The organism is Micromonospora sp. NPDC048935 (assembly GCF_043197875.1).
Classification (GTDB): domain Bacteria; phylum Actinomycetota; class Actinomycetes; order Mycobacteriales; family Micromonosporaceae; genus Micromonospora.
Genome location: NZ_JBICTZ010000008.1, coordinates 18,785 through 40,086, shown reverse-complemented (window position 1 = coordinate 40,086; position 21,302 = coordinate 18,785). Strand labels below are relative to the sequence as shown.

Genomic DNA, 21,302 nt, shown 5'->3' with positions numbered 1-21,302 from the left:
GCTGCCGTCGTACCGCCAGATCCCCATCCGCTCCCGCCGGACACCGGACCGTCGCCCGATGACTGGATCGTGCGCCTGGCACCGGGGAAGGGGTGCCAGGAACTCGAAAGCGGCTGGAGATCTCGCAGTACGTCGGGCGCCGTTCCGCCCTACAGACCGCCGGGCAGCACCCCCTCCGAGATGTCGGCGAAGTCGTCTTCACTCTCGGCGAGGTAGGTCTCCCAGGCGGCCCGGTCCCAGATCTCCACCCGGGTGCTCGCGCCGATCACCACCAACTCGCGTTCCAGCGCGGCGTACGCCCGCAGGTGGGCCGGAATGGTCACCCGCCCCTGCTTGTCCGGAACCTCGTCGTGCGCGCTGGCGAAGAAGACCCGGCTGTAGGCCCGGGCCGCCTTGTGTGTCATCGGCTGCGCGCGCAACTGGTCGGCGATCCGCTGGAACTCAGGGGTCGGGAAGACGTAGAGGCAGCGCTCCTGCCCTTTGGTGACCACGACACCCCCCGCCAGCTCATCCCGAAACTTGGCCGGAAGGATCAACCGGCCCTTTTCGTCCAGGCGTGGAGTGTGGGTGCCGAGAAACACCGGCCCTACCCCCTCGCCCCTGAGCGGCGTTCGCGGCGCCGCTGACCCCCCGGGCCGGTGAGCCCTCCCGGCCTCACCATTGGTCCCCACTCTACTCCACTTCCCTCCACCTGCAACCAGATTCGCCCGCGCGGCGTGTCCAACCCGAGGGCAAAACAGCACGTCAAGAGGGGTGGAGCGGAGTGGAGGGCCCCGACCGCCCACCGGCGTGGTCCGCTTTCCGACATAGATCGACTCCGTCCGGTGGACTGCCTCCCGGCCGCCCGCGCAGCCACCACGGCCGAACGGTTCACCGTCGGCGGCGATCTGGTGGGGCGGGCGGTCCGGTAACCTCGCTCGCGTGACGGACGCGAAAATGCCCCTACGGGCCAAGGTGGCCAGCTCCGTGTCACGGACCGCCGCGGCGCTCTCCCGGGCGGCCGGCCGTGGCGACGGTTCGGTGATCGGCGGGTGGATCGGCCTGAAGATCGACCCGGACCTGCTGGCCCACCTGTCGGCCGGGCGTGCGATCGCGCTCGTCTCCGGCACCAACGGCAAGACCACCACCACCCGGTTGACCTCCGCCGCGGTCGGCGTGCTCGGCCGGGTCGCCACCAACTCGTTCGGCGCCAACATGCCCAGTGGGCACACCTCGGCGCTGGCCAAGGCCGGCAGCACCCCGTACGCGGTGCTCGAGGTCGACGAGCACTACCTCGCCCAGGTGCTGGAGGCGACCGAGCCGCACGTGGTCGCGCTGCTCAACCTCTCCCGCGACCAGCTCGACCGCGCCAAGGAGGTCGCCATGATGGCGCAGCTCTGGCGCGCGGCGCTGGTCCGGCACACGAACGTCCGGGTGGTGGCCAACGCCGACGACCCGCTGGTGGTCTGGGCGGCCACCCCGCCGGGTGACCCCGCCCGGGGCATCAACCCGCCGCACGTGACCTGGTTCAGTGCCGGCCAGCGCTGGCACGACGACTCCTGGGTCTGCCCGGAGTGCGGCTCCACCATCGCGCGCTCCGGCGAGCAGTGGTGGTGCACCGGCTGCCCGCTGCGCCGACCGGAGCCGCACTGGGTCGTCGAGGACGAGGGGGTGCTCGACCCCACCGGCGCCTGGCACAAGGTCTCCCTGCAACTGCCCGGCCGGGTCAACCTCGGCAACGCGGCGACCGCGCTGGCGGTGGCCGCCGAGTTCGGCGTCCGCCCGGTCGACGCGGTGTCCCGCCTCGGCATCGTCACCTCGGTGGCCGGCCGCTACGCGCAGGTCGACAAGGACGGGCGCAACATCCGGCTGTTGCTGGCGAAGAACCCGGCCAGTTGGCTGGAGGCGTTCGACATGGCCGACAACGCCCCGACCCTGCTCTCCATCAACGCGCGCGACCCCGACGGCCTGGACACCTCCTGGCTCTACGACGTCGACTTCGCCCCGCTGCGTGGCCGGCAGGTGTTGATCACCGGTGACCGGGCATACGACCTGGCGGTCCGCCTGGACGTCAACGACGTGCCGTTCCAGCACGTCCGCACGTTCGACGACGCACTCCGGTCGGTCCCGCCCGGGCGACTGGAGGTCATCGCGAACTACACCGCGTTCCAGGACATCCGAGCGGAGTTGGACCGTGTCATCTGAGAGCCTGCGCATCGTCTGGATCTACCCCGACCTGCTGTCCACCTACGGCGACCGGGGCAACGCCCTGATCCTCGCCCGCCGGGCCCGCCAGCGCGGGATGCCCGTCGAGGTGCTGGAGGTCCGCTCCGACCAGCGACTGCCCGCGACCGCCGACATCTACCTGGTCGGCGGCGGTGAGGACGGCCCACAGTCGCTGGGCGCGCAGCGCCTGATCGCCGACGGCGGTCTGCACCGGGCGGTCGCACAGGGTTCGGTGGTGTTCGGCGTCTGCGCCGGCTACCAACTGCTCGGCACCTCGTTCTTCGCCAAGGGCGTGCAGTGCCGTGGCCTGGAGCTTCTCGACCTGCAGTCCGACCGGGGCGCGAGCCGGGCCGTGGGCGAGCTGTCCGGTGAGATCGACCCCCGGCTGGGCCTGCCCCCGCTCACCGGCTTCGAGAACCACGGCGGTCGCACCCACCTGGGCCCCGAGGTCTCCCCGCTGGCCCGGGTCACCGCCGGGGTGGGCAACGACGGCGCCACCGAGGGCGCGTGGCGCGGCAAGCTGCTCGGCACCTATTCGCACGGTCCGGCGCTGGCCCGCAACCCGGCCCTGGCCGACCTGCTGCTGCGCTGGGCCACCGGGGCACACCAGCTTCCGCCGTTGGACGACACCTGGCCCGACCGGCTGCGCAACGAGCGCCGCTCTGCGGTGGCCGCCGCCCGGGCATGATCCGTGCCGTCCGTCGGCTGCTGCGGCAGCCGTCGGCCGCCCGGTTCGCCCTGCTCGTGCTGCTGATCGCCGGCTGCGGGCTGCTGCTGCTCCTGGCACCCCGACCGGATCCGGAGCACCTGCCGCTGTTGGCCGACCGGCTGGGCGACCTCGCCCCGGTGGCGGCGATCCTCGGCGGCGCGCTGCTGCTTGTCGCCCTGGTCCCCCGGACGTTCGTCACGCTCGCCGCGGGCGCGATCTTCGGCCCCCTGGAGGGCGCGGCGTACGCCCTGGGTGCCGCACTGGTGGCCGCGGCGGTCGGGTTCACGGTCGGCCGGCTGCTCGGCCGGGAGTTCGTCGCTGAACGGGTCCGTGGCCGCCTGGCCCGCCTCGACGGCTGGTTCGCCCGGCAGAGCGTGGTCGGCGTGGTCACCGTCCGGCTGCTGCCGATCGCCGGCTTCGGGCTGGTCAGCTACGGCTACGGCACGACCGGTGCCCGGATGCTGCCGTTCCTGGCCGGCAGCGTGATCGCCTCCGCGCCGACCGCCTTCGGCTACGCGGCGATCGGCGCGTCGGTCAGCTCACCCGGGCACATCAACTGGTACGCCGCCGCCCCGGCCAGCCTGGGCCTGATCGCCAGCCTGGTGCTGGTCCACATGTGGTGGCGCGCCGAACGACAACGCCGCCGGATGCCGGTGTGACCGTGCCCGAGCCGACCCACGACGTCGAGGAGCCGCTCACCGGCGGCTTCGTCGCCGAGGTGGTCCGGATCGGCGACACGGTACGACGTACCCCGCCGGCCAACCCGGACTTCGTCGGCGCGCTGCTGCGTCACCTGGCCCGGGTGGGCGCGGACCTCGCGCCCCATCACCTGGGCGTCGACGAGCGCGGCCGGCAGGTGCTCAGCTACGTTCCGGGGCGGGTGCCGTGGCGGGACTCCGAGGATCCCGCGTTCTTCGCCGATCCGGCGCTGGTCCGGCTGGCCAAGCTGATCCGGCGTCTGCACGACGCGTGCGCGGGCACCGACCTGGCCGGCGACGCCGAGACCGTGTGTCACCGCGATCTGTCGCCGAAGAACACGGTGTACCGGGACTTCCCGGGCGGGCCGCTCCCGGTGGTCTTCATCGACTGGGACCTGGCCGCACCGGGCCGGCGGATCGAGGACGTGGCGTTCGCCGGCTGGCACTGGACCACACTGGGTGACGGTGCCGATCCCGTCGAGCTGGGTCGGCGGTGTCGCGTCCTCTGTGACACCTACGACGCGGCCGGCCCCGGGCTGCTGCCCCGAGGGGAGCTGACAGACCTGATGCTCCGCCAGGTCGAGGGCACCTGGCACACCATCGACACCAGCACCCACCCAGCCATGCGCCGACTCCGCAAGGCGGGAGTAGGCGCGCTGATAGCTCAGTGGCACGACTGGCTACGGGCGCACCGCGCCGTCGTCCAGAGGTCGATCATGGAGTCGTGACGGTGGACAACCCCTGGGCAGGGGATGAACCGACCACCACAACTCCATGATCGACGCGGGCGGGACCGGGCGCGGAGTTACACCACCACCGAGACCATTCGACCCTTGACCACGATGACCTTGCGGGGCTCCTTGCCGGCCAGGCTGGCGGCCACCGCCTCCAGGGCCGCCGCGCGGACGGTCTCCTCGGCGGCGTCGGCGGGGACCTCGACGCGGCCACGGACCTTGCCGTTGACCTGCACCGGATAGGTCACCGTGTCGGCCACCAGCAGCGCCGCGTCGGCGGTCGGGAAGTCCGCGTACGTCAGCGAGGTGTCGTGGCCCAGCTTGCGCCACAGCTCCTCCGCCAGGTGCGGGGCGAACGGCGCCACCATCAGCACCAGCGGCTCGGCCACCTCGCGGGGCGTCGCCGACAGCCCGGTCAGCCCGTTGGTCAGCTGGATCAGCTTGGCGATCGCCGTGTTGAACCGGATGCCGTCCATGTCGCCACGGACCCCGTCGATCACCGTGTGCAGCAGCCGGCGGGTCGTCTCGTCGGCCGGGTCCTCGGTGATCCGCAGCGCGCCGGTCTGCTCGTCGACGACGGCCCGCCACACCCGTTGCAGGAACCGGTACGACCCGACCACCGCCCGGGTCTCCCAGGGGCGGGACACCTCCAGCGGGCCCATCGACATCTCGTACACCCGGAAGGTGTCCGCACCGTAGGCGGCGCACATGTCGTCGGGGGTCACCACGTTCTTCAGCGACTTGCCCATCTTGCCGTACTCGCGGTTGACCGCCAGGTCGCCCAGGTAGTAGGCGCCGTCGCGCTCGAAGACCTCCTCGGCCTGCACGTAGCTGCCGCGCGAGTCGGTGTACGCGTACGCCTGGATCATGCCCTGGTTGAACAGCTTGCGGAACGGCTCGAACGACGACACGTGCCCCAGGTCGAACAGCACCTTGTGCCAGAACCGCGCGTACAGCAGGTGCAGCACGGCGTGCTCGGCGCCACCGACGTACAGGTCGGTGCCCCCGCAGTCGCCCTCGCCGCGCGGACCCATCCAGTACCGCTCGTTCTCCGCGTCGACGAACCGCCCGCTGTTGGTCGGGTCCAGGTAGCGCAGCTCGTACCAGCAGGAGCCGGCCCACTGCGGCATCACGTTGGTCTCTCGGGTGTAGCGCTGCGGCCCGTCGCCCAGGTCCAGTTCGACCTCGACCCAGTCGCGCCGCCGCGACAGCGGGGTCTCCGGGTTGCTGTCGGCGTCGTCGGGGTCGAACGTCTTCGGGGAGAAGTCGTCCACCTCCGGCAGCTCGACCGGCAGCATCTCCTCCGGCAGGGCGATGGCCGCGCCGGACTCGTCGTAGACGATCGGGAACGGCTCACCCCAGTAACGCTGGCGGGAGAACAGCCAGTCGCGCAGCCGGTAGGTCACCGCGCCGGTGCCGTGCCCGTTCGCCTCCAGCCACGAGATGATCGCCGCCTTGGCGTCGGCGACCCCCAGGCCGTTCAGGTCCAGGCCGCGCTCGGGCGCGGCGCTGTTGATGGCCGGGCCGTCCCCGGTGTACGCCTTGCCGTCGAAGCCCTCCGCCGGCTGCACGGTACGCACGATGGGCAGCTCGAAGACCTCGGCGAACGCCCAGTCCCGCTCGTCCTGCGCGGGCACCGCCATGATCGCGCCGGTGCCGTAGCCGGCCAGCACGTAGTCGGCGATGAAGATCGGGATCTGCCCGCCGGTGACCGGGTTGGTGGCGTACGCGCCGATGAAGACGCCGGTCTTCTCCTTGGTGTCGGACTGCCGCTCGACGTCGGTCTTGGCGGCTGCCGCCTTGCGGTACGCCTCGACGGCCGCCCGGGGGTTGGCGTGCCCGCCGGTCCAGGCGTCCCGCGCGTCGTCCGGCCACGCGTCCGGAGTCAGCGCGTCGACCAGCTCGTGCTCGGGTGCCAGCACCATGTAGGTGGCACCGAAGACGGTGTCCGGTCGGGTCGTGAACACCCGCACCGGCGCCTGCGCGGTGGGAAAGTCGATGTGCGCGCCGGTGGAGCGGCCGATCCAGTTGCGCTGCATCAGCTTGATCGGCTCGGGCCAGTCCAGGCTGTCCAGGTCGTCCAGCAGCCGGTCACCGTACGCGGTGATCCGCATCATCCACTGCTTCAGGTTGCGCTTGAAGACCGGGAAGTTGCCCCGGTCGGAGCGGCCGTCGGCGGTGACCTCCTCGTTGGCCAACACGGTGCCCAGCCCCGGGCACCAGTTGACCGGGGCCTGCGAGACGTACGCCAGGCGGTGGTCGTCGACGACCTGGCGGCGTTCGGCGACGCTCAGCTCGGCCCAGGCGCGGCCGTCCGGGGTCTGCCGGTTACCGCCCTCGAACTCGGCGATCAGCTCGGCGATCGGGCGGGCCCTGCCGGCGTCGCGGTCGTACCAGGAGTTGAAGATCTGCAGGAAGATCCACTGCGTCCAGCGGTAGAAGTCGGTGTCGATGGTCGCCACCGAGCGGCGCTCGTCGTGCGCCAGCCCCAGCCGGCGCAGCTGCGCCTTGTACCGCTCGATGTTCGCCACGGTGGTGGTGCGGGGGTGGGTGCCGGTCTGCACCGCGTACTGCTCGGCGGGCAGGCCGAACGCGTCGAAGCCCATCGCGTGCAGCACGTTGCGACCGGCCATCCGCTGGTAGCGGGCGTAGCAGTCGGTGCCGATGTAGCCCAGCGGGTGGCCGACGTGCAGGCCGGCTCCGGACGGGTACGGGAACATGTCCAGCACGTACAGCTTGTCCGCACCGGCGCGGGGGTGGGTCGGGTCGGCCAGCGGGCCGGTCGGGTTCGGTGCGTGGAAGGTGCCCTCGCGCGCCCAGGTGTCCTGCCAACGGATCTCGATCTCGTCGGCCAGGGCCGCGGTGTACCGGAACGGGGGAATGTCGCCCGCCGGTGCGGCTGCCTCACTCATCGTCTCTCCTCGCTTCGCTTCGCTTCGTCTCGGCACCACCGGGCCGGGCCGGCGGCGGGCACAAAAATGCCCCTCGCGCAGGAGGGGCCGCCGTGCTGTCGCTGGGAATCAGCGCATCAGCACGGCCCGGTAAGAAGCAGGAAGACTCCGGCCATGTCCGGCAGTGTACCCCGCCGACGGTCCGGCCCGCCGGCCCCCGGGGTGGGCCGGGCCGCGTCCCCCGACGTGGCGAATATCGGGGCGTAACCGACGGACCGCCTGCGGGGGTCGGCGATAACGACAAACATGGTTAGCCTGAGAGGCTAGTGAGAATTCTGCGGCAAACGAGGCTCGACGTCGCGAACCCAACGGCGGGTCCAGGTGCTCTCTACAGAGCTGCCGTGACGGCGACGAGGAGGAGGCCCGTGACACAACAGACCTGGGACGAGGTGGGCGGCCTACTGCCGCACGACGAGTTCCGCGCCGCCAGCGAGGCCATCGTGGCCAACATCGAGCAGGTCATCGAGGGTAAGACCGCCACCGTGCGACTCGCCCTGGCCGTGTTGCTCGCCGAGGGTCACCTCCTGATCGAAGACGTCCCGGGTGTCGGCAAGACCAAGCTGGCCAAGGCCCTCGCGCGGTCCATCGACTGCACGGTACGACGGATCCAGTTCACCCCCGACCTGCTGCCCAGCGACGTCACCGGTGTCAGCGTCTACAACCAGGAGACGCACGACTTCGAGTTCCGCCCGGGTGCCGTCTTCGCCAACCTGGTGGTCGGCGACGAGATCAACCGGGCCTCGCCGAAGACCCAGTCGGCGCTGCTGGAGTGCATGGAGGAGCGGCAGGTCACCGTCGACGGCGTGACCTACCAGTTGCAGACCCCGTTCATGGTGATCGCCACCCAGAACCCGATCGAGATGGAGGGGACCTACCCGCTGCCCGAGGCGCAGCGCGACAGGTTCACCGCCCGCATCGCGATGGGTTACCCGGACTCGCACGCCGAGCTGGCCATGCTCGACGGGCACGGCGCCACCGACCCGCTGAACGAGCTGCGCGCGGTCTCCGACGCGGCCATCGTCCGACAGCTCATCGCCACCGTCCGGCAGGTGCACGTCGCGGACGCGGTCAAGCAGTACGCGATCGACCTGGTCACCGCCACCCGCGAGGCACCCGACCTGCGACTCGGCGCCTCCCCCCGCGCCACCCTGCAACTGCTGCGCACCGCCCGGGCGGTCGCCGCCCTGGAGGGTCGTGACTACGTGCTCCCCGACGACCTGCAGGCCCTGGCGGTGCCGGTGCTCGCGCACCGGATCATCCCCACCGCCGACGCGCAGTTGGCCCGGCGCACCACCGACGCGATCGTCTCCGAGCTGGTGCACCGCCTGCCGCTGCCGCACGACCGGCAGCGCAACCCGTACGACACCCGGCCCGCTTCCGGCAACGGCCGCGCGCCCTACGAGCCGCGGAGGCCATGACGTGCGTGCCGGGCTGCGCGGGCTGACCACCCGCGGGCGTTCCTTCCTCGCCGCCGCGGTCGCGGCGGCGATCTCGTCCGGCATCCTCGGCGAGAAGGACCTGCTCCGGGTGGCGGTGCTGCTGGCCGTCCTGCCGTTGCTGGCCGCCGCCTACGTCGGGCGCAGCCGCTACAAGCTGGCCTGCAACAGGTCACTCGACCCGCACCGGGTTCCGGTCGGTGCCAACTCCCGGGTGGTGCTGCGCCTCCAGAACCTCTCCCGGCTGCCGACCGGCACCCTGCTCCTGGAGGACCGGCTGCCCTACGCGCTGGGCAGCCGGCCCCGGGTGGTGTTGGAGCGGCTCGGCGCGCACCAGGCCAGCTCCGTGGCGTACACCGTGCGCGCCGACGTGCGGGGCCGTTACGACGTGGGCCCGCTGGTGGTCCGGATAACCGACCCGTTCGGCCTCTGCGAACTCACCCGCTCCTTTCCCAGCACCGACCACCTGACGGTCATCCCGCAGGTCACCCCGCTGCCATCGGTCCGGCTCCCCGGGGAGTACGCGGGCAGTGGCGACAGCCGGGCCCGGTCCGTGGCGGTGCACGGCGAGGACGACGCGGCGACCCGGGAGTACCGGCGCGGCGACGACCTGCGCCGGGTGCACTGGAAGTCCACCGCCCGCACCGGCGAGCTGATGGTGCGCCGCGAGGAGCAGCCGTGGGAGAGCCGCGCCACCGTCGTTCTGGACACCCGGGCGTACGGCCACCGCGGCGAGGGGCCGACGGCCAGTTTCGAGTGGGCCGTCTCCGCCGCCGCGAGCGTCGCCGTCCACCTTCGACAGGCCGGCTACAAGTTGCGCCTGGTCACCGGCTCGGGTGTCGACGTGGACGCGTCGGAGGCCGGCGGTGACGGGGCACTGCTCGACCACCTCGCCGAGGTGCGCCTGGATCAGCGCGCCGAGGTGACAGGTCTGGTGCAGCGGGTCCGCCAGCGCGCCGACGGCGGGCTGATCATCGGGCTGTTCGGCACGGTGAGCGCGGCCGAGGCCGAGCTGTTGGCCGGGCTGCGGGGCAACGGCGCCACCTGCATCGGGTTCCTGCTCAACAGCTCCACCTGGCTCAGCCTGCCGGAGAAGGCCCGCGCCGAGGCGGAGCACGCGCACGGTGCGGCAGTCCTCGCCATGGTGCAGAGCGGCTGGCGCGTCGTCGGTGTCGACCACGGTGCCCGGCTGCCGGTCCTGTGGCCGCAGGCTGGCCGGGGCTCCCAGGGCTTCGCCCTGCGCGCCGCGCTGGCCGAGACGGTCGCCGGCGGCGTGCGATGAACGGAGAGTTCCCCTCATGATCGCCAGTCGGAACATCGGCCTCGTGGCGGCCACGGCCACACTGCTGGCCGCCGCACCGCTGTCGGCCATCTTCCAGAGCTGGACGTGGCTCGTCGAGTCCGTCATCGCGGTCGCCGTGGTGGCCGGGGCCGCCGCGCTGACCAGGCTCGTCCGGGCTCCGCTGTGGGGCCAGGTGCTGGGCATGCTGGCCGGCCTGCTGCTCGCCCTGACCTGGTTGTTCCCCAGCAACCAGGAACTGCTCGCCATCCTGCCCACGCCGAGCACGTTCGCGCACTTCGCCGACCTGCTCACCGGCTCCATGCAGGACATGCGCTCGTACGGGGTCGAGGTCCCGGACACCGACCCGCTGCTGTTCATCGCCGTGCTCGGCGTGGGCGCGGTCGCCGTACTCGTGGATGTCCTGGCGGTGGGGCTGCGCCGGCCCGCGCTGGCGGGGTTGCCGATGCTCGCCATCTACTCGGTGCCGGTCGCCGTCTACGTGGACAGCGTCCCCGCGACGCCGTTCGTGGTGGGCGCCGCCGGTTACCTCTGGTTGCTGGTCACCGACAACGTCGACCGGGTCCGCAGGTTCGGGCGCCGGTTCACCGGCGACGGCCGCGACGTCGACGTGTGGGAGGCCTCACCGTTGGCGTCGGCCGGCCGTCGGCTCGCGGTGCTCGGGGTGGCGGTGGCGGTGGCGCTGCCGTTGGCGGTGCCCGGCATGAGCGGCGGGCTCCTCGACTCCCTCAGCCGGGGTCCGGGCAACGGCACCGGCAACGGGTCCGGCTCGGGCGGCACGTCGGGTCGGATCGACCTGTTCGCGTCGCTCGCCGGTCAGCTCAACCAGTCCCAGGTGGCCGACCTGGTCAAGGTCACCACGTCCGAGCCCAACCCGTTCTACCTGCGCTACGCGGTCGCCGACGAGCTGCGCCAGACCGGTTTCCAGGCACGCAACCCGACCGGCCGGGCGGTCAACCGGGACCTGCCCGACCCGGCCGAGCGGGCTCGCCCCGGCGTGCAGCAGACCACCTACCGGGCGACCGTCGAGGTCACCAAGAGCCTGAGCATGTCGCTGATGCCGGTGTACGCGGAGCCGGTACGCACCGACGACCTCAGCGGCAACTGGCTCTACGACCCCAACCAGCAGGTCGTCTTCTCCAACCGGGAAAACTCCCGGGGCCGGAAGTACTCCTTCGACTACGTCCGCTCGACGTACACGCCGGCGACGCTGCGGGCCACCCCACCGCTGCCGGCCGACCACCCCCTGAACCGGCAGATGACCGCCACCCCCGGGCCGGTGCCCGAGGTGGAGGAGCTGGTCAAGGGACTGACGCAGGGCAAGCGCACCGACTACGACCGGGTGTTGGCGATCTACCAGCACTTCTCGGCCGACAACGGGTTCAGCTACCGGCTCAGCACCGAGAGCGGCAGCAGCGGGCAGGACATCGTCAACTTCCTGACCAACAAGGTCGGCTACTGCCAGCAGTACGCGGCCGCGATGGCGTGGCTGGTCCGCTCGGCGGGCATTCCGGCCCGGGTGGCGTTCGGGTTCACCAACGGCAGCAAGCGCACCGGTGACACCTACACGCTGACCAACCTCAACCTGCACGCCTGGACCGAGGTCTTCTTCGACGGGGTCGGCTGGGTGCCGTTCGACGCCACCCCGACGTACGGGGTGCCCGGGTCCACCCGCTCGGCCTGGGCACCGGACACTGACGCGCCGGAACCAACCACCCCGGGCACCGGGGTCACGGACACCCCGGCGGGCCCCGAGGCGTCGGCCGGTCCGGCCGGGCCCGACAACGCCGACCGGGACGTCGACGACGGGCTGTCCCTGGGCGGCACCACGCCGGCCGAGCAGCCGCCGGTCTGGCCCTGGTGGGCGGCGGGTCTGCTGGCCCTGCTGGCACTGCTCGCCATCCCCGCGCTGCGCCGGCTGGCGCTGCGCCGCAGGCGGGGTGGCCAGCCGGCGAGCGCCGCGGTGGCCTCCCCAGCGGCCGTCGACGACGGCGTCGAGCCGGGGACGCGGGTGGTGATCGTCGGCGTGGACGCCGACCGGGCCCGCGCGGACGCACACGCCGCCTGGGCCGAGTTGCTCGACACGATGGTGGACTTCCGGGTTCCGGTCGACCTGACCGAGACGCCCAGGGCGACCGCCGACCGGCTGGTCCGAGACACCCTCGGCGACGACAGCGCCGCGACCGGGTCGGCGCGGCTGCTCGGCCAGGCGGAGGAGCGGGCCCGCTACGCACGGGACCCGCTGACCGGTGAGCGGCTGTTGCCGGCGCTCCGCGCGGTTCGTGGGGCGCTCGCCGCGCAGGCGGACCGACGCACCCGTCTGGTCGCCGCCGTACTGCCACCGTCGGTGCTGCTGCGCTGGCGTACCACCCTGGCGGACACGTCCGGCCGAGTGGCGGCCCTGACCGGGCGAGCCCGGTACCGGTTGCTGCGCTGGAACCCGCGACGGCTGTTGGCCGACCGTGCGGCCCGCTGACCTGTTCGGCTGACCACCGCCCGTTGACGGCGGGGGTGGCGGTCCACCGGACCGCCACCCCACCCGAACACCCCACCCGACAGCGCTCCCACCCGACAGGCCGCCCCGCCGCGCCCCCAGCCGGCAGCCCGGCCAGCCCGCCGCGCCCGACAGTCCCGCCCGCCGGCAGCCCGCCGCGCCCGACAGCCCCGCCCGCCAGCAGCCCGCCGCCCGCCAGCAGCCCCGCCCGCCGGCAGCCCGGCCCGGCAGCCCGGCGCTCCCGCCCCACCTACCGCGGCGGCAGCGCGGCCGCCGCCCGCGGATCACCGCCGACTCCATGCGGGTTCGGCGCAGGAGTAGGGCCACGCGGGTTCGATCACGGCCATGCGGGTTGGACGCGTGAGCCGGACGCTGCGGGCAGCGGTGGAAGGTTGCTCAGCGGAGAAAGGGCGCGCGGGTACCACGGAGGTCGCCGGCGCTGTGCCCGGCGACCCGCTCGTCGCGGCGTACGGCCCGCCTCAGCGGCGGGACTGGCTCAGCGGTGCCCCTCCGGGCGCTGCCGCCACCTGTCCTCCATGCGGTCCAGGATCGACGACCGGCGACCGGATCGGCCACCACGCGGACGGCGACGACTCGTCGTGCCGCCCACCACGTGCAGGTCGGGTGACTGCGCCCGCCGGTGCGACTGCACCGCGTACGCGGCCGACGCCAGCATGACGACAAAGCCCGCCACCGCCAGCGGTGGAGTCTTGATCACCGCGCCATAGACCAGTAGAGCCAAGCCAGCGATGACGACGCCGGCGGCGACGAGCAGGCGACGCCGCGCGTGAAAGCGCGGATCGCTGGCGCGCACGGCCGAGGCGAATTTGGGGTCCTCGGCAAGCGACCGCTCGATCTGCTCGAACAGCCGCTGCTCGTGCTCCGAGAGCGGCACGGCACTCCTCCCCGGTCACGTTGGTCGGGCCCACTCGGGCCGACAGACCGTGGCAGCCATCCGGCTGCTTACCCGCAAGTCTACGAGGGGGGTCGCGCGTCGGAAAGCGGGACGACCTACGGGTGGGGTGGATTTTCCTTTCGTTGGGCGTCACGGTCGCCCATCAGACTGGCCGGACCTATGACGGACCGCCCGAATCGGGCAGCGGCGGCGTCGGCGGCAGCTTCCGCCTCCCGCCAACCACGCTCGGGCGCGCCGAGGGTGAGCTGCCGGGGCGCGCCCAGCGCCGTGCTGAGCCCCTCCACCCGGACACCGACGAGCCGGATCCGCTCGCCCGGGTCCAGTGCGGTGTAGAGCGCCCAGACCGTGTCGAACATCTCGCGGGCGGTGTCCGTGGGCACGTCGAGGGTGCGGGACCGGCTGACGGTCCGGAAGTCGGCCAGCCGCACCTTGAGGGCGACGGTGCGCCCGACCTGCCCGGAGCCCCGCAACCGGACGCCGACCTTCGCGCTGAGCGCGAGCAACGCGCGGCGGATCTCCAACGGGTCGGCCACGTCGGCGTCGAACGTCACCTCGGCGCCTATCGACTTGTCGACGTGCTCCGGGCTGACCCGGCGCGGGTCCCGGCCCCACGCCAGTTCGTGCAGGTGGGCCGCCGACGCCGCGCCGACCGCCTTGCGGAGCATGCCCAGCGGGGCTTCGGCGAGGTCGCCCACGGTGGCCAGGCCGAGCCTGCGCAGCGCCTCGGCGGCGCGCTCACCCACGCCCCAGAGTGCGTCCACCGGCAGCGGGTGCAGGAAGTCGAGCACCTGCCCCGAGGGCACCACCAACAGACCGTCGGGTTTGGCTCGGGTGGAACCGAGCTTGGCCACGAACTTGCTCGGCGCCACCCCGACCGAGCAGGTCAGCGCCTGCTCGTCGGCGACCCGTCGGCGGATCAGCCGGGCGATGGTGGCCGGGGAACCGAAGAGTCGGCGGGCGCCGCTCACGTCGAGGAACGCCTCGTCGAGGGAGAGCGGCTCGACCAGCGGGGTGACGTCCCGGAAGATCTGCATCACCGCCCGCGAGGCGGCCGTGTAGGCGCTGAACTCCGGTGGCAGGTAGACCGCGTGGGGGCAGCGGGCTCGGGCCTGGCTGGTCGGCATCGCGCTGCGTACGCCGTAACGGCGGGCCTCGTAGCTGGCCGAGCTGACCACCCCGCGCGGCCCCACACCGCCGACGATGACCGGCCGGCCGCGTAACTCGGGCCGGCGGCGCACCTCGACGGCGGCGAAGAAGGCGTCCATGTCGACGTGCAGGATCGGGCTGCCGGCGTCGTCGGCATCCGGCCCGAAGCGCGGATCGCCGCCTCGGGGCAACGACTGACTGCGGCCCATCCCGGCAGGTTAACCCGGAGGTACGACATCCTCGGCGGCCAGCGAGCCGGAGGACCTCCGCAACGGCCGGCGACCCACCGGGCCGCGGCAGCCACCGGGCCCCGGCAGTCACCGCGCCGCGGCCGCCACCGGGCCCCGGCCGCCACCGGGCCGCGGGACAGAGCCGGTCGCCACCGCGCCGCGGGGCAGAGCCGGCGGCCAGCGGTCAGCCGCGTACGACCAGCAGCGGCACGGTCAGCTCGGCGGCGGTGTCCGAGCCGTGGTAGGCCACCAGCTTCGACGCCATCGGCCGCTCGGTGCGGCTGGCCATGATCGCGTAGGTGTCGTTGCAGGTCACCACCACGTCGCCGATCCGGGCGAGGTGTTCCTCGGGCACCGGCCCGAACCAGCCGGTGGCCACCACCTCGTCGCGGGTGCGTACCCGCGCGGCGTCACCGAGCACCGTCGACCAGGCGGCCACCACGTCGTCGAGTGCGCCCGGCGCGACGTGCAGGTAGCGCACCCGGGCCTCGCCGGCGACCACCCGGATCCCGTCGCGCAGTCGGGGATCGGTGTCCAGGTCGAAGCGGTGCGTGGCGGGAATGTCGAGCTGGCCGTGGTCGGCGGTCACCAGCAGGGCCGCGTCCGGCGGCAGCCCGTCGACCAGTCGGGCGACAAGTGCGTCCACCTCGGTGGCGGCGTCCCGCCAGGGCACGGAGTCGACGCCGCTGACGTGGCCGTGCCGGTCCAGGTCGGCGTGGTAGCCGGAGACCAGGGTCGGCCCGGAGCCGGCGGCCAGCGCGGCCAGCGCGGCCAGCATGGCGGCGGCCACCGCTTCCCCACCGGCGGCGCCCCGGAAGTCGCCGCCCCGGTTGGCGGCCAGGGTCAACCCGCTGCCGCCGAACTCCGGCCGACTCACCACTGTCGTCGTCACCCCGGCGGCGCGGGCGCGCTCGAATTGGGTGGTCACCGGCTGCCAGCTCAGCGGCGACGGGTCCCCGGCCCAGTCGGTGTGGGTCAACACCCGGTCCGTGCCGGGCACTCGCACGGTGAAGCCGAGCACCCCGTGCGCGCCGGGCGGCACGCCGGTGCCCAACGACACCAGACTGGTCGGGGTGGTGGACGGGAAACCGGCGATGAGCGGACGGCCCACGGTCGCGGCGAGCCCGGCGAGCGTCGGCGCGTACGGGGCGGCGGTGGGTAGCTGATACCAGCCGAGCCCGTCGACAAGCAGCACGGCGATCCGGCGTACCCCGGCCAGCGTGGGCGCCAGCCCGAGCGGGTCGGCCGAGTCGGGCACGCCCAGCACGGCGAGCGCGCTGGGCAGCACCTCGGCGAGACGGCCGCCGCCGTGCTCCGGCCCGAGGATCGCCAGCGGCGCCGGGGTCGGCGAGCCGCTCATGCCGGCCGGCGGGCGAACAGGTGCAGCTGGGCGGCCAGGTCCCGGTAGGGCGCCTGGGCGGCCAGGACGCGTTCCAACTCCACCACCGCGGCCTGCTGCCCGTCGGCGACCGCGGCCGGCAGCAGGTCGGCCAGCACGCGTACCCCGTGGATCTCCTCGACCACCAGCCCGGCGGCGCCGAGCAGCGCGGCGGCGCCCGGGGCGTCGTAGCGCCGGCGCAGTGTGTCGCGCGGCCCGGCGGTGCCTGCCGGATCGGCGGCCAGGGCGGTCGCGACGTCCAGGTGCCCGTTGATGGCCCGGCCGAGCACGGCGGCGGCCCGGCCGGCCACGAGGACGCTGACCGCCCCGCCCGGACGCAACGCGGTGGCCAGCGCGGCCACCACCGGCGTCGGGTCGTCGACCACCTCCAGCACGGCGTGGCAGAGCACCAGGTCGACGCCGGCCGGCTCGACCAGCCCGGCGAGGGCGTCACCGTCGCCCTGCACCGCGGCGATCCGGTCGGCCACCCCGGCCTCGGCGGCCCGGCGGGTGAGCGCCGCGAGGGCGTCGGGGCTGGCGTCGACAACCGTGACGCGGTGCCCGGCGCGGGCCAGCGGGACGGCGAAACCGCCGGTGCCGCCGCCCACGTCGAGCACGGTCAGCTCGGCGTCGCCGCGCCGGTCCAGCTCGGCGCGGAGCACCGACCAGATCACGGCGGTACGGGGTGTCAGCGGCGGCTCGGCGAACCGGCCTCGGGTCTGCTCCACCCGGTCGAGCCTAGTGGGTCAGGAGTCGGTGCCCTCGGCCTCGTCCTCGGCCCGGGACCGGCGTTCGTTGGCCACCGGCCCGTTTGTCACCTCGTACTCGCGAGGGTCGGCGAGGTGCGCCGGCACCCAGCCGGTGCCCAGCCTGGTCCGCCGGGCGTTGGCGATTCCACCGGTGTACGCGTGATTTCCCGTCACTGTCGTTCCCCCTCATGGCTCACGGGCCGCTCTGCCCGCTCAGGACGAGTCTCCCGCTCGACGGCGCGAGAAACCGTAATGTGGATCACTCTCTTAACGGAAGTCGCGGGAGGCGGGGCTGACCGGCGGTTCGATGGCGTCCAGCCGGTCGGCGACCAGGTTGGTCACTCCCTCGTGCCGCTGCAACCGCCCCCGGACCACAAGCGCGGCGCTGGTGCGGGCCACCCGCCGATAGCGCTGCCACAGCCCCGGCGAACAGGTGACGTTGAGCATCCCCGTCTCGTCCTCCAGGTTGAGGAAGGTGACCCCGCCCGCCGTCGCCGGGCGCTGCCGGTGGGTGACGATGCCGCCGACGCGGATCCGTTGGCCGGGCTCCACCCGACCGAGCCGGGCGATCGGCACCGCCCCGAGCACGTCGAGCTGACCCCGGATGAACCGGGCCGGATGGCTCTCCGGGGACAACCCGGTGGCCCACACGTCGGCGACCAGCCGGTCCACCGCCTCCATGCCGGGCAGCGTGGGCGCCGCCGCGCCGGTCACCGTGCCGGGCAGCCGGCCCGGCCGGTCCTGGGCCGCCGCGCCGGCGGCCCACAGCGCCTCCCGCCGGGTCAGCCCGAAACAGGCGAAGGCGTCCGCGGTGGCCAGCGCCTCCAACTGCGGCGCGGTGAGACCGACCCGCCGGGCCAGATCGGACATGTCGCGGTACGCCCCGCCGGCCGCCCGCTCGGCCGCGATCCGCTCGGCCACGTCGGCGCCGAGGGTACGCACACCGGACAGCCCCAGCCGGACGGCCGGGCCGCCCAGCCCCCAGGCGTGCGGCGGCTCCCCCGGCCCACTGCCCCACCGGGTGTCCGGGGTGGACTCCAACACCGCAAGGGCCCCGCTGGCGTTGATGTCCGGGCGGCGGACCTCCACCCCGTGCCGGCGCGCGTCGTCGACCAGGGTCTGCGGGGAGTAGAAGCCCATCGGCTGGGCGTTGAGCAGCGCCGCGAGAAACGGTGCCGGGTGGTAGCGCTTGAGCCAGGAACTGGCGTACACCAGGTAGGCGAAGCTCATCGCGTGGCTCTCCGGGAAGCCGTAGCTGGCGAACGCGGTGAGCTTGCGGTAGACGTCGTCGGCCAACTCGCCGGTGATGCCCCGCTCGGCCATCCCGGCGTAGAGCCGGTCGGCGATGCGGGTCATCCGCTCGACCGACCGTTTGGCGCCCATCGCCCGGCGCAGTTGGTCGGCCTCGGCCGCGTCGAAGCCGGCCAGGTCGATGGCGAGCTGCATCAACTGCTCCTGGAACAGCGGCACCCCCAGCGTCTTCTCCAGGGCGTTGCGCATCAGCGGGTGCGCGAACGTCACCGGCTCCTGGCCGTTCTTGCGCCTGATGAACGGGTGCACCGAACCGCCCTGGATCGGGCCGGGGCGGATCAGCGCCACCTCCACCACCAGGTCGTAGAACTCGCGGGGCTTGAGCCGGGGCAGGGTGGCCATCTGGGCGCGGCTCTCCACCTGGAACACCCCCACCGAGTCGGCCCGGCAGAGCATGTCGTAGACCTCCGGGTCGTCAAGCGTCATGTCACCCAGGTCGAGGCTCTCACCGATCATGTCGTAGCCGTAGTGCAGGGCGGAGAGCATGCCCAGCCCGAGCAGGTCGAACTTGACCAGGCCGACCGCGGCGCAGTCGTCCTTGTCCCACTGGAGCACGCTGCGCCCGGGCATCCGCCCCCACTCCACCGGGCAGACCTCGATCACCGGCCGGTCGCAGATCACCATGCCGCCGGAGTGGATGCCCAGGTGCCGGGGGAACGTCTGCAACTCGTTGGCGTACTCCACCACCTGCTCGGGGATGTTCTCGACGTCGACCGTGGCGACCGAGCCCCACCTGTCGATCTGTTTGCTCCAGGCGTCCTGCTGCCCGGGTGAGAAGCCGAACGCCTTGGCCACGTCCCGCACGGCCGACCGGGGTCGGTAGGAGATGACGTTGGCGACCTGGGCGGCGTGTTCCCGGCCGTAGCGGGTGTAGACGTGCTGGATCACCTCCTCCCGGCGGTCGGACTCGATGTCCACGTCGATGTCCGGTGGGCCGTCCCGTTCCGGGGCGAGGAAACGCTCGAAGAGCAGCCGGTGCCGGACGGCGTCCACATTGGTGATCCGCAACGCGTAGCAGACCGCCGAGTTGGCCGCCGAGCCCCGACCCTGGCAGTAGATGTCCTGCTCGCGACAGAACGCGACGATGTCGTAGACCACCAGGAAGTAGCCGGGGAAGCCCAACTCCTCGATCATGTTCAGCTCGTGGTCGAGCTGCGCGTACGCCGCCGGGTGCGCCTGCGGCGGCCCGTAGCGCTCGTGCGCCCCGTCGGCGGTCAGCTTGCGTAGCCAGCTCATCTCGGTGTGCCCCGGCGGCACCGGGTACGCCGGCAGTTGCGGCGCGACGAGTTGCAGGTCGAAGGCCAACTCGGCACCGAACTCGGCGGCCCGCGCCACCGCACCCGGGTACGCGGCGAACCGGGCCGCCATCTCCGCGCCGCTGCGCAGGTGGGCGGTGGCCGCCGCGGGCAGCCAACCGTCGATCTCGTCCAGGCTGCGGCGGGCCCGGACGGCGGCGACGGTGGTGGCCAGCCGACGCCGGCCCGGGCTGGCGTAGTGCACGTTGTTGCTGGCCACCGTCGGCAACCCGGCCGTGGCGGCCAGCTCGGCGAGCGCGTCGTTACGGTCGGCGTCGATCGGATGGCCGTGGTCGGTCAGCTCCACCGCGACCGTCTCGGCACCGAAGAGCGCGGTCAGTCGGTCCAACTCGCGGGCCGCCGCGTCCACCCCCTCGGTGAGTAGCGCCCCCGGCACGTGCCCCTTGCGGCAGCCGGTCAGCACCAGCACATGGTCACGCAGCTCGGCGGCGACCTCCTCCAGGTCCCCGTAGACCGGGCGGCCCTTCTCCCCGCCGCGCAGTTGGGCACGGGCGATGGTGGTGGCCAGCCGGGCGTACCCCTCGTGGCCGTGCGCGAGCACCAGCAGGTGCGCGCCGTGCGGGTCGGGTTCGCCGTTCTGCGGGCCGGGCAGCCCGAGGGACAGCTCCGCGCCGAAGATGGTCGGCAGGCCCAGCGTGCGGGCCGCCTCGGCGAACCGGACCACCCCGTAGAAACCGTCGTGGTCGGTGACGGCGAGTGCGGTGAGCCCCAGCCGGGCCGCCTCCTCGGCCAGCTCCTCCGGGTGGCTGGCGCCGTCGAGGAAACTGAAGTTGGTGTGCGCGTGCAGCTCCGCGTAGGGCACCACACCGTCGGGGCGGGTCAGCTCCGGTGGCTCGTACCGCTCGCGGTGGCGGCTCCAGGCCGGGGAGTCTCCCCCGTCGGCGTCCACGGCGAGCGGGTCCACCACGTGCAGGTGCCGCTCCTCGCGCGACCGCCCGCCGCCGGAGCCGCCGCCGGCCTGCCCGGAGCCGCCGCCGGCCCGGCCGGAGAGCACCCGCTCCAGCTCCGACCAGGGCATCTTGGGGTTGTGGAAGCTCACCTGGCCGCCACCTCGCCCGGCCAGAGCGTGATCGACTCGGCCTCCTGAAAATCGGGCGGTCCGCACAGGCGGGACACCGCGGTTTTCAGGATGTCGAGTCGATCACGGCCAGGGGACGTGTGCTCAGTCATAGATCGCCTCCACCAGCCACTGCCCGGCCTCGACGGCGAGCAGCAGAGCGGTGCCGTCGGCGAGGCCGACCTGGAACCGCGCCCGACGGCGGGCCTCGGCCGGGGCCCACCACCGCTCGTCCACCGGCCACGGGCCGACCCAGCCGACGATCTCCGCTGGTCGGCCGGTGCCGACCACCAGCCGGGCCGGTGCAGCGCTCACCGCCAGCCGCGCACTGATCACCACCGGCTCGCCGGCGGCGTCGTGCACGGTCGCGGCGAGTGGGCTGGGCAGCACCACCGCCGGCGCCGGCGCCGGGAGTCGTCCGGGCCACGGCGGCACCCCGCCCGTGCCGCGGGCAGCAGGCCGACCGGCACCGGCCCGGGCACCGCCGCTGGCGCTCGCCTCACTGGACAGCGGCACCGACGCGGACTCACCGGGCAGCGGCACCGAACCAGACCGCACGACCGACTCACCCGACAACGGCACCGAACCAGACCGCACGACCGACTCACCCGACAACGGCACCGAACCAGACCGCACGACCGACTCACCCGACAACGGCACCGAACCAGACCG

General features: G+C 73.2%; 15 protein-coding genes and 1 pseudogene. 7 read left to right on the top strand and 9 right to left on the bottom strand.

The annotated features are described in order from the left end of the window. Positions 1-149 precede the first annotated feature (149 nt). Entirely contained in the window at positions 150-581 is a 432-nt protein-coding gene (gene mraZ, locus ACGFIW_RS21960; protein ID WP_357069529.1) for a division/cell wall cluster transcriptional repressor MraZ, read from the bottom strand. 355 nt (positions 582-936) lie between these two features. Here mraZ and ACGFIW_RS21955 point away from each other — a divergent pair, with 355 nt between their 5' ends. From ACGFIW_RS21955 to ACGFIW_RS21940, 4 genes are read left to right on the top strand one after another with little or no spacing between them, the layout of a single operon-like run. Next, positions 937-2,184, top strand: coding sequence for a MurT ligase domain-containing protein (locus ACGFIW_RS21955; protein ID WP_393319389.1), 1,248 nt, complete (start codon positions 937-939; stop codon positions 2,182-2,184). Continuing rightward, a complete protein-coding gene (locus ACGFIW_RS21950) occupies positions 2,174-2,893 on the top strand; it encodes a type 1 glutamine amidotransferase (protein WP_393318635.1) in 720 nt (239 codons plus the stop codon). The genes ACGFIW_RS21955 and ACGFIW_RS21950 overlap by 11 nt, the downstream gene beginning before the upstream one ends. Then, positions 2,890-3,573, top strand: coding sequence for a TVP38/TMEM64 family protein (locus ACGFIW_RS21945; protein WP_393318632.1), 684 nt, complete (start codon positions 2,890-2,892; stop codon positions 3,571-3,573). Before ACGFIW_RS21950 ends, ACGFIW_RS21945 begins: the two co-directional genes overlap by 4 nt. A 2-nt stretch (positions 3,574-3,575) precedes the next feature. Continuing rightward, the gene (locus tag ACGFIW_RS21940; protein WP_393318629.1) at positions 3,576-4,340 is read left to right on the top strand and encodes a phosphotransferase; all 765 of its coding nucleotides are present in this window, start codon (positions 3,576-3,578) and stop codon (positions 4,338-4,340) included. Between the two features lie 77 nt (positions 4,341-4,417). Here the strand turns inward: ACGFIW_RS21940 and leuS are convergent, their stop codons facing one another. Next, complete coding sequence (gene leuS, locus ACGFIW_RS21935; protein WP_393318626.1) at positions 4,418-7,258, bottom strand: leucine--tRNA ligase; 2,841 nt, start codon at positions 7,256-7,258, stop codon at positions 4,418-4,420. A gap of 404 nt (positions 7,259-7,662) precedes the next feature. On the opposite strand from leuS, the gene ACGFIW_RS21930 reads away from it, so the two are divergent. From ACGFIW_RS21930 to ACGFIW_RS21920, 3 genes are read left to right on the top strand one after another with little or no spacing between them, the layout of a single operon-like run. Continuing rightward, positions 7,663-8,715: a MoxR family ATPase gene (locus ACGFIW_RS21930; protein WP_357556328.1), complete on the top strand. Its 1,053-nt coding sequence runs from the start codon at positions 7,663-7,665 to the stop codon at positions 8,713-8,715. Between the two features lies 1 nt (position 8,716). Continuing rightward, on the top strand, positions 8,717-10,015 hold the full coding sequence (locus ACGFIW_RS21925) for a DUF58 domain-containing protein (RefSeq protein ID WP_393318623.1): 1,299 nt from the start codon (positions 8,717-8,719) through the stop codon (positions 10,013-10,015). A 16-nt stretch (positions 10,016-10,031) separates the two neighbouring features. Then, complete coding sequence (locus tag ACGFIW_RS21920; RefSeq protein WP_393318621.1) at positions 10,032-12,509, top strand: transglutaminaseTgpA domain-containing protein; 2,478 nt, start codon at positions 10,032-10,034, stop codon at positions 12,507-12,509. 514 nt (positions 12,510-13,023) lie between these two features. Here ACGFIW_RS21920 and ACGFIW_RS21915 read toward each other — a convergent pair. From ACGFIW_RS21915 to ACGFIW_RS21885, 7 genes and pseudogenes are all read right to left on the bottom strand, one after another. After that, complete coding sequence (locus tag ACGFIW_RS21915) at positions 13,024-13,422, bottom strand: DUF3040 domain-containing protein (RefSeq protein ID WP_357069513.1); 399 nt, start codon at positions 13,420-13,422, stop codon at positions 13,024-13,026. Positions 13,423-13,538: 116 nt separating this feature from the next. After that, on the bottom strand, positions 13,539-14,798 hold the full coding sequence (locus ACGFIW_RS21910; protein ID WP_393318618.1) for a DNA polymerase IV: 1,260 nt from the start codon (positions 14,796-14,798) through the stop codon (positions 13,539-13,541). A gap of 205 nt (positions 14,799-15,003) precedes the next feature. Beyond that, positions 15,004-16,179: an alkaline phosphatase family protein gene (locus tag ACGFIW_RS21905; protein ID WP_393318615.1), complete on the bottom strand. Its 1,176-nt coding sequence runs from the start codon at positions 16,177-16,179 to the stop codon at positions 15,004-15,006. Beyond that, entirely contained in the window at positions 16,176-16,925 is a 750-nt protein-coding gene (locus tag ACGFIW_RS21900) for a methyltransferase domain-containing protein (RefSeq protein WP_393318612.1), read from the bottom strand. Before ACGFIW_RS21900 ends, ACGFIW_RS21905 begins: the two co-directional genes overlap by 4 nt. 18 nt (positions 16,926-16,943) lie before the next feature. Continuing rightward, the gene (locus tag ACGFIW_RS21895) at positions 16,944-17,120 is read right to left on the bottom strand and encodes a hypothetical protein (protein ID WP_393318609.1); all 177 of its coding nucleotides are present in this window, start codon (positions 17,118-17,120) and stop codon (positions 16,944-16,946) included. A gap of 93 nt (positions 17,121-17,213) precedes the next feature. Beyond that, positions 17,214-20,612: an error-prone DNA polymerase gene (locus ACGFIW_RS21890; RefSeq protein WP_393318606.1), complete on the bottom strand. Its 3,399-nt coding sequence runs from the start codon at positions 20,610-20,612 to the stop codon at positions 17,214-17,216. Positions 20,613-20,735: 123 nt separating this feature from the next. After that, positions 20,736-21,302: pseudogene (locus ACGFIW_RS21885) on the bottom strand (hypothetical protein); the annotation flags it as partial.

Coding starts and splice junctions, on each gene's coding strand:
- ACGFIW_RS21920 (WP_393318621.1), top strand. CDS start 10,032: ATGATCGCCAGTCGGAACATCGGCCTCGTGGCGGCCACGGCCACACTG.
- leuS (WP_393318626.1), bottom strand. CDS start 7,258: ATGAGTGAGGCAGCCGCACCGGCGGGCGACATTCCCCCGTTCCGGTAC.
- ACGFIW_RS21945 (WP_393318632.1), top strand. CDS start 2,890: ATGATCCGTGCCGTCCGTCGGCTGCTGCGGCAGCCGTCGGCCGCCCGG.
- ACGFIW_RS21910 (WP_393318618.1), bottom strand. CDS start 14,798: ATGGGCCGCAGTCAGTCGTTGCCCCGAGGCGGCGATCCGCGCTTCGGG.
- ACGFIW_RS21955 (WP_393319389.1), top strand. CDS start 937: ATGCCCCTACGGGCCAAGGTGGCCAGCTCCGTGTCACGGACCGCCGCG.
- ACGFIW_RS21905 (WP_393318615.1), bottom strand. CDS start 16,179: ATGAGCGGCTCGCCGACCCCGGCGCCGCTGGCGATCCTCGGGCCGGAG.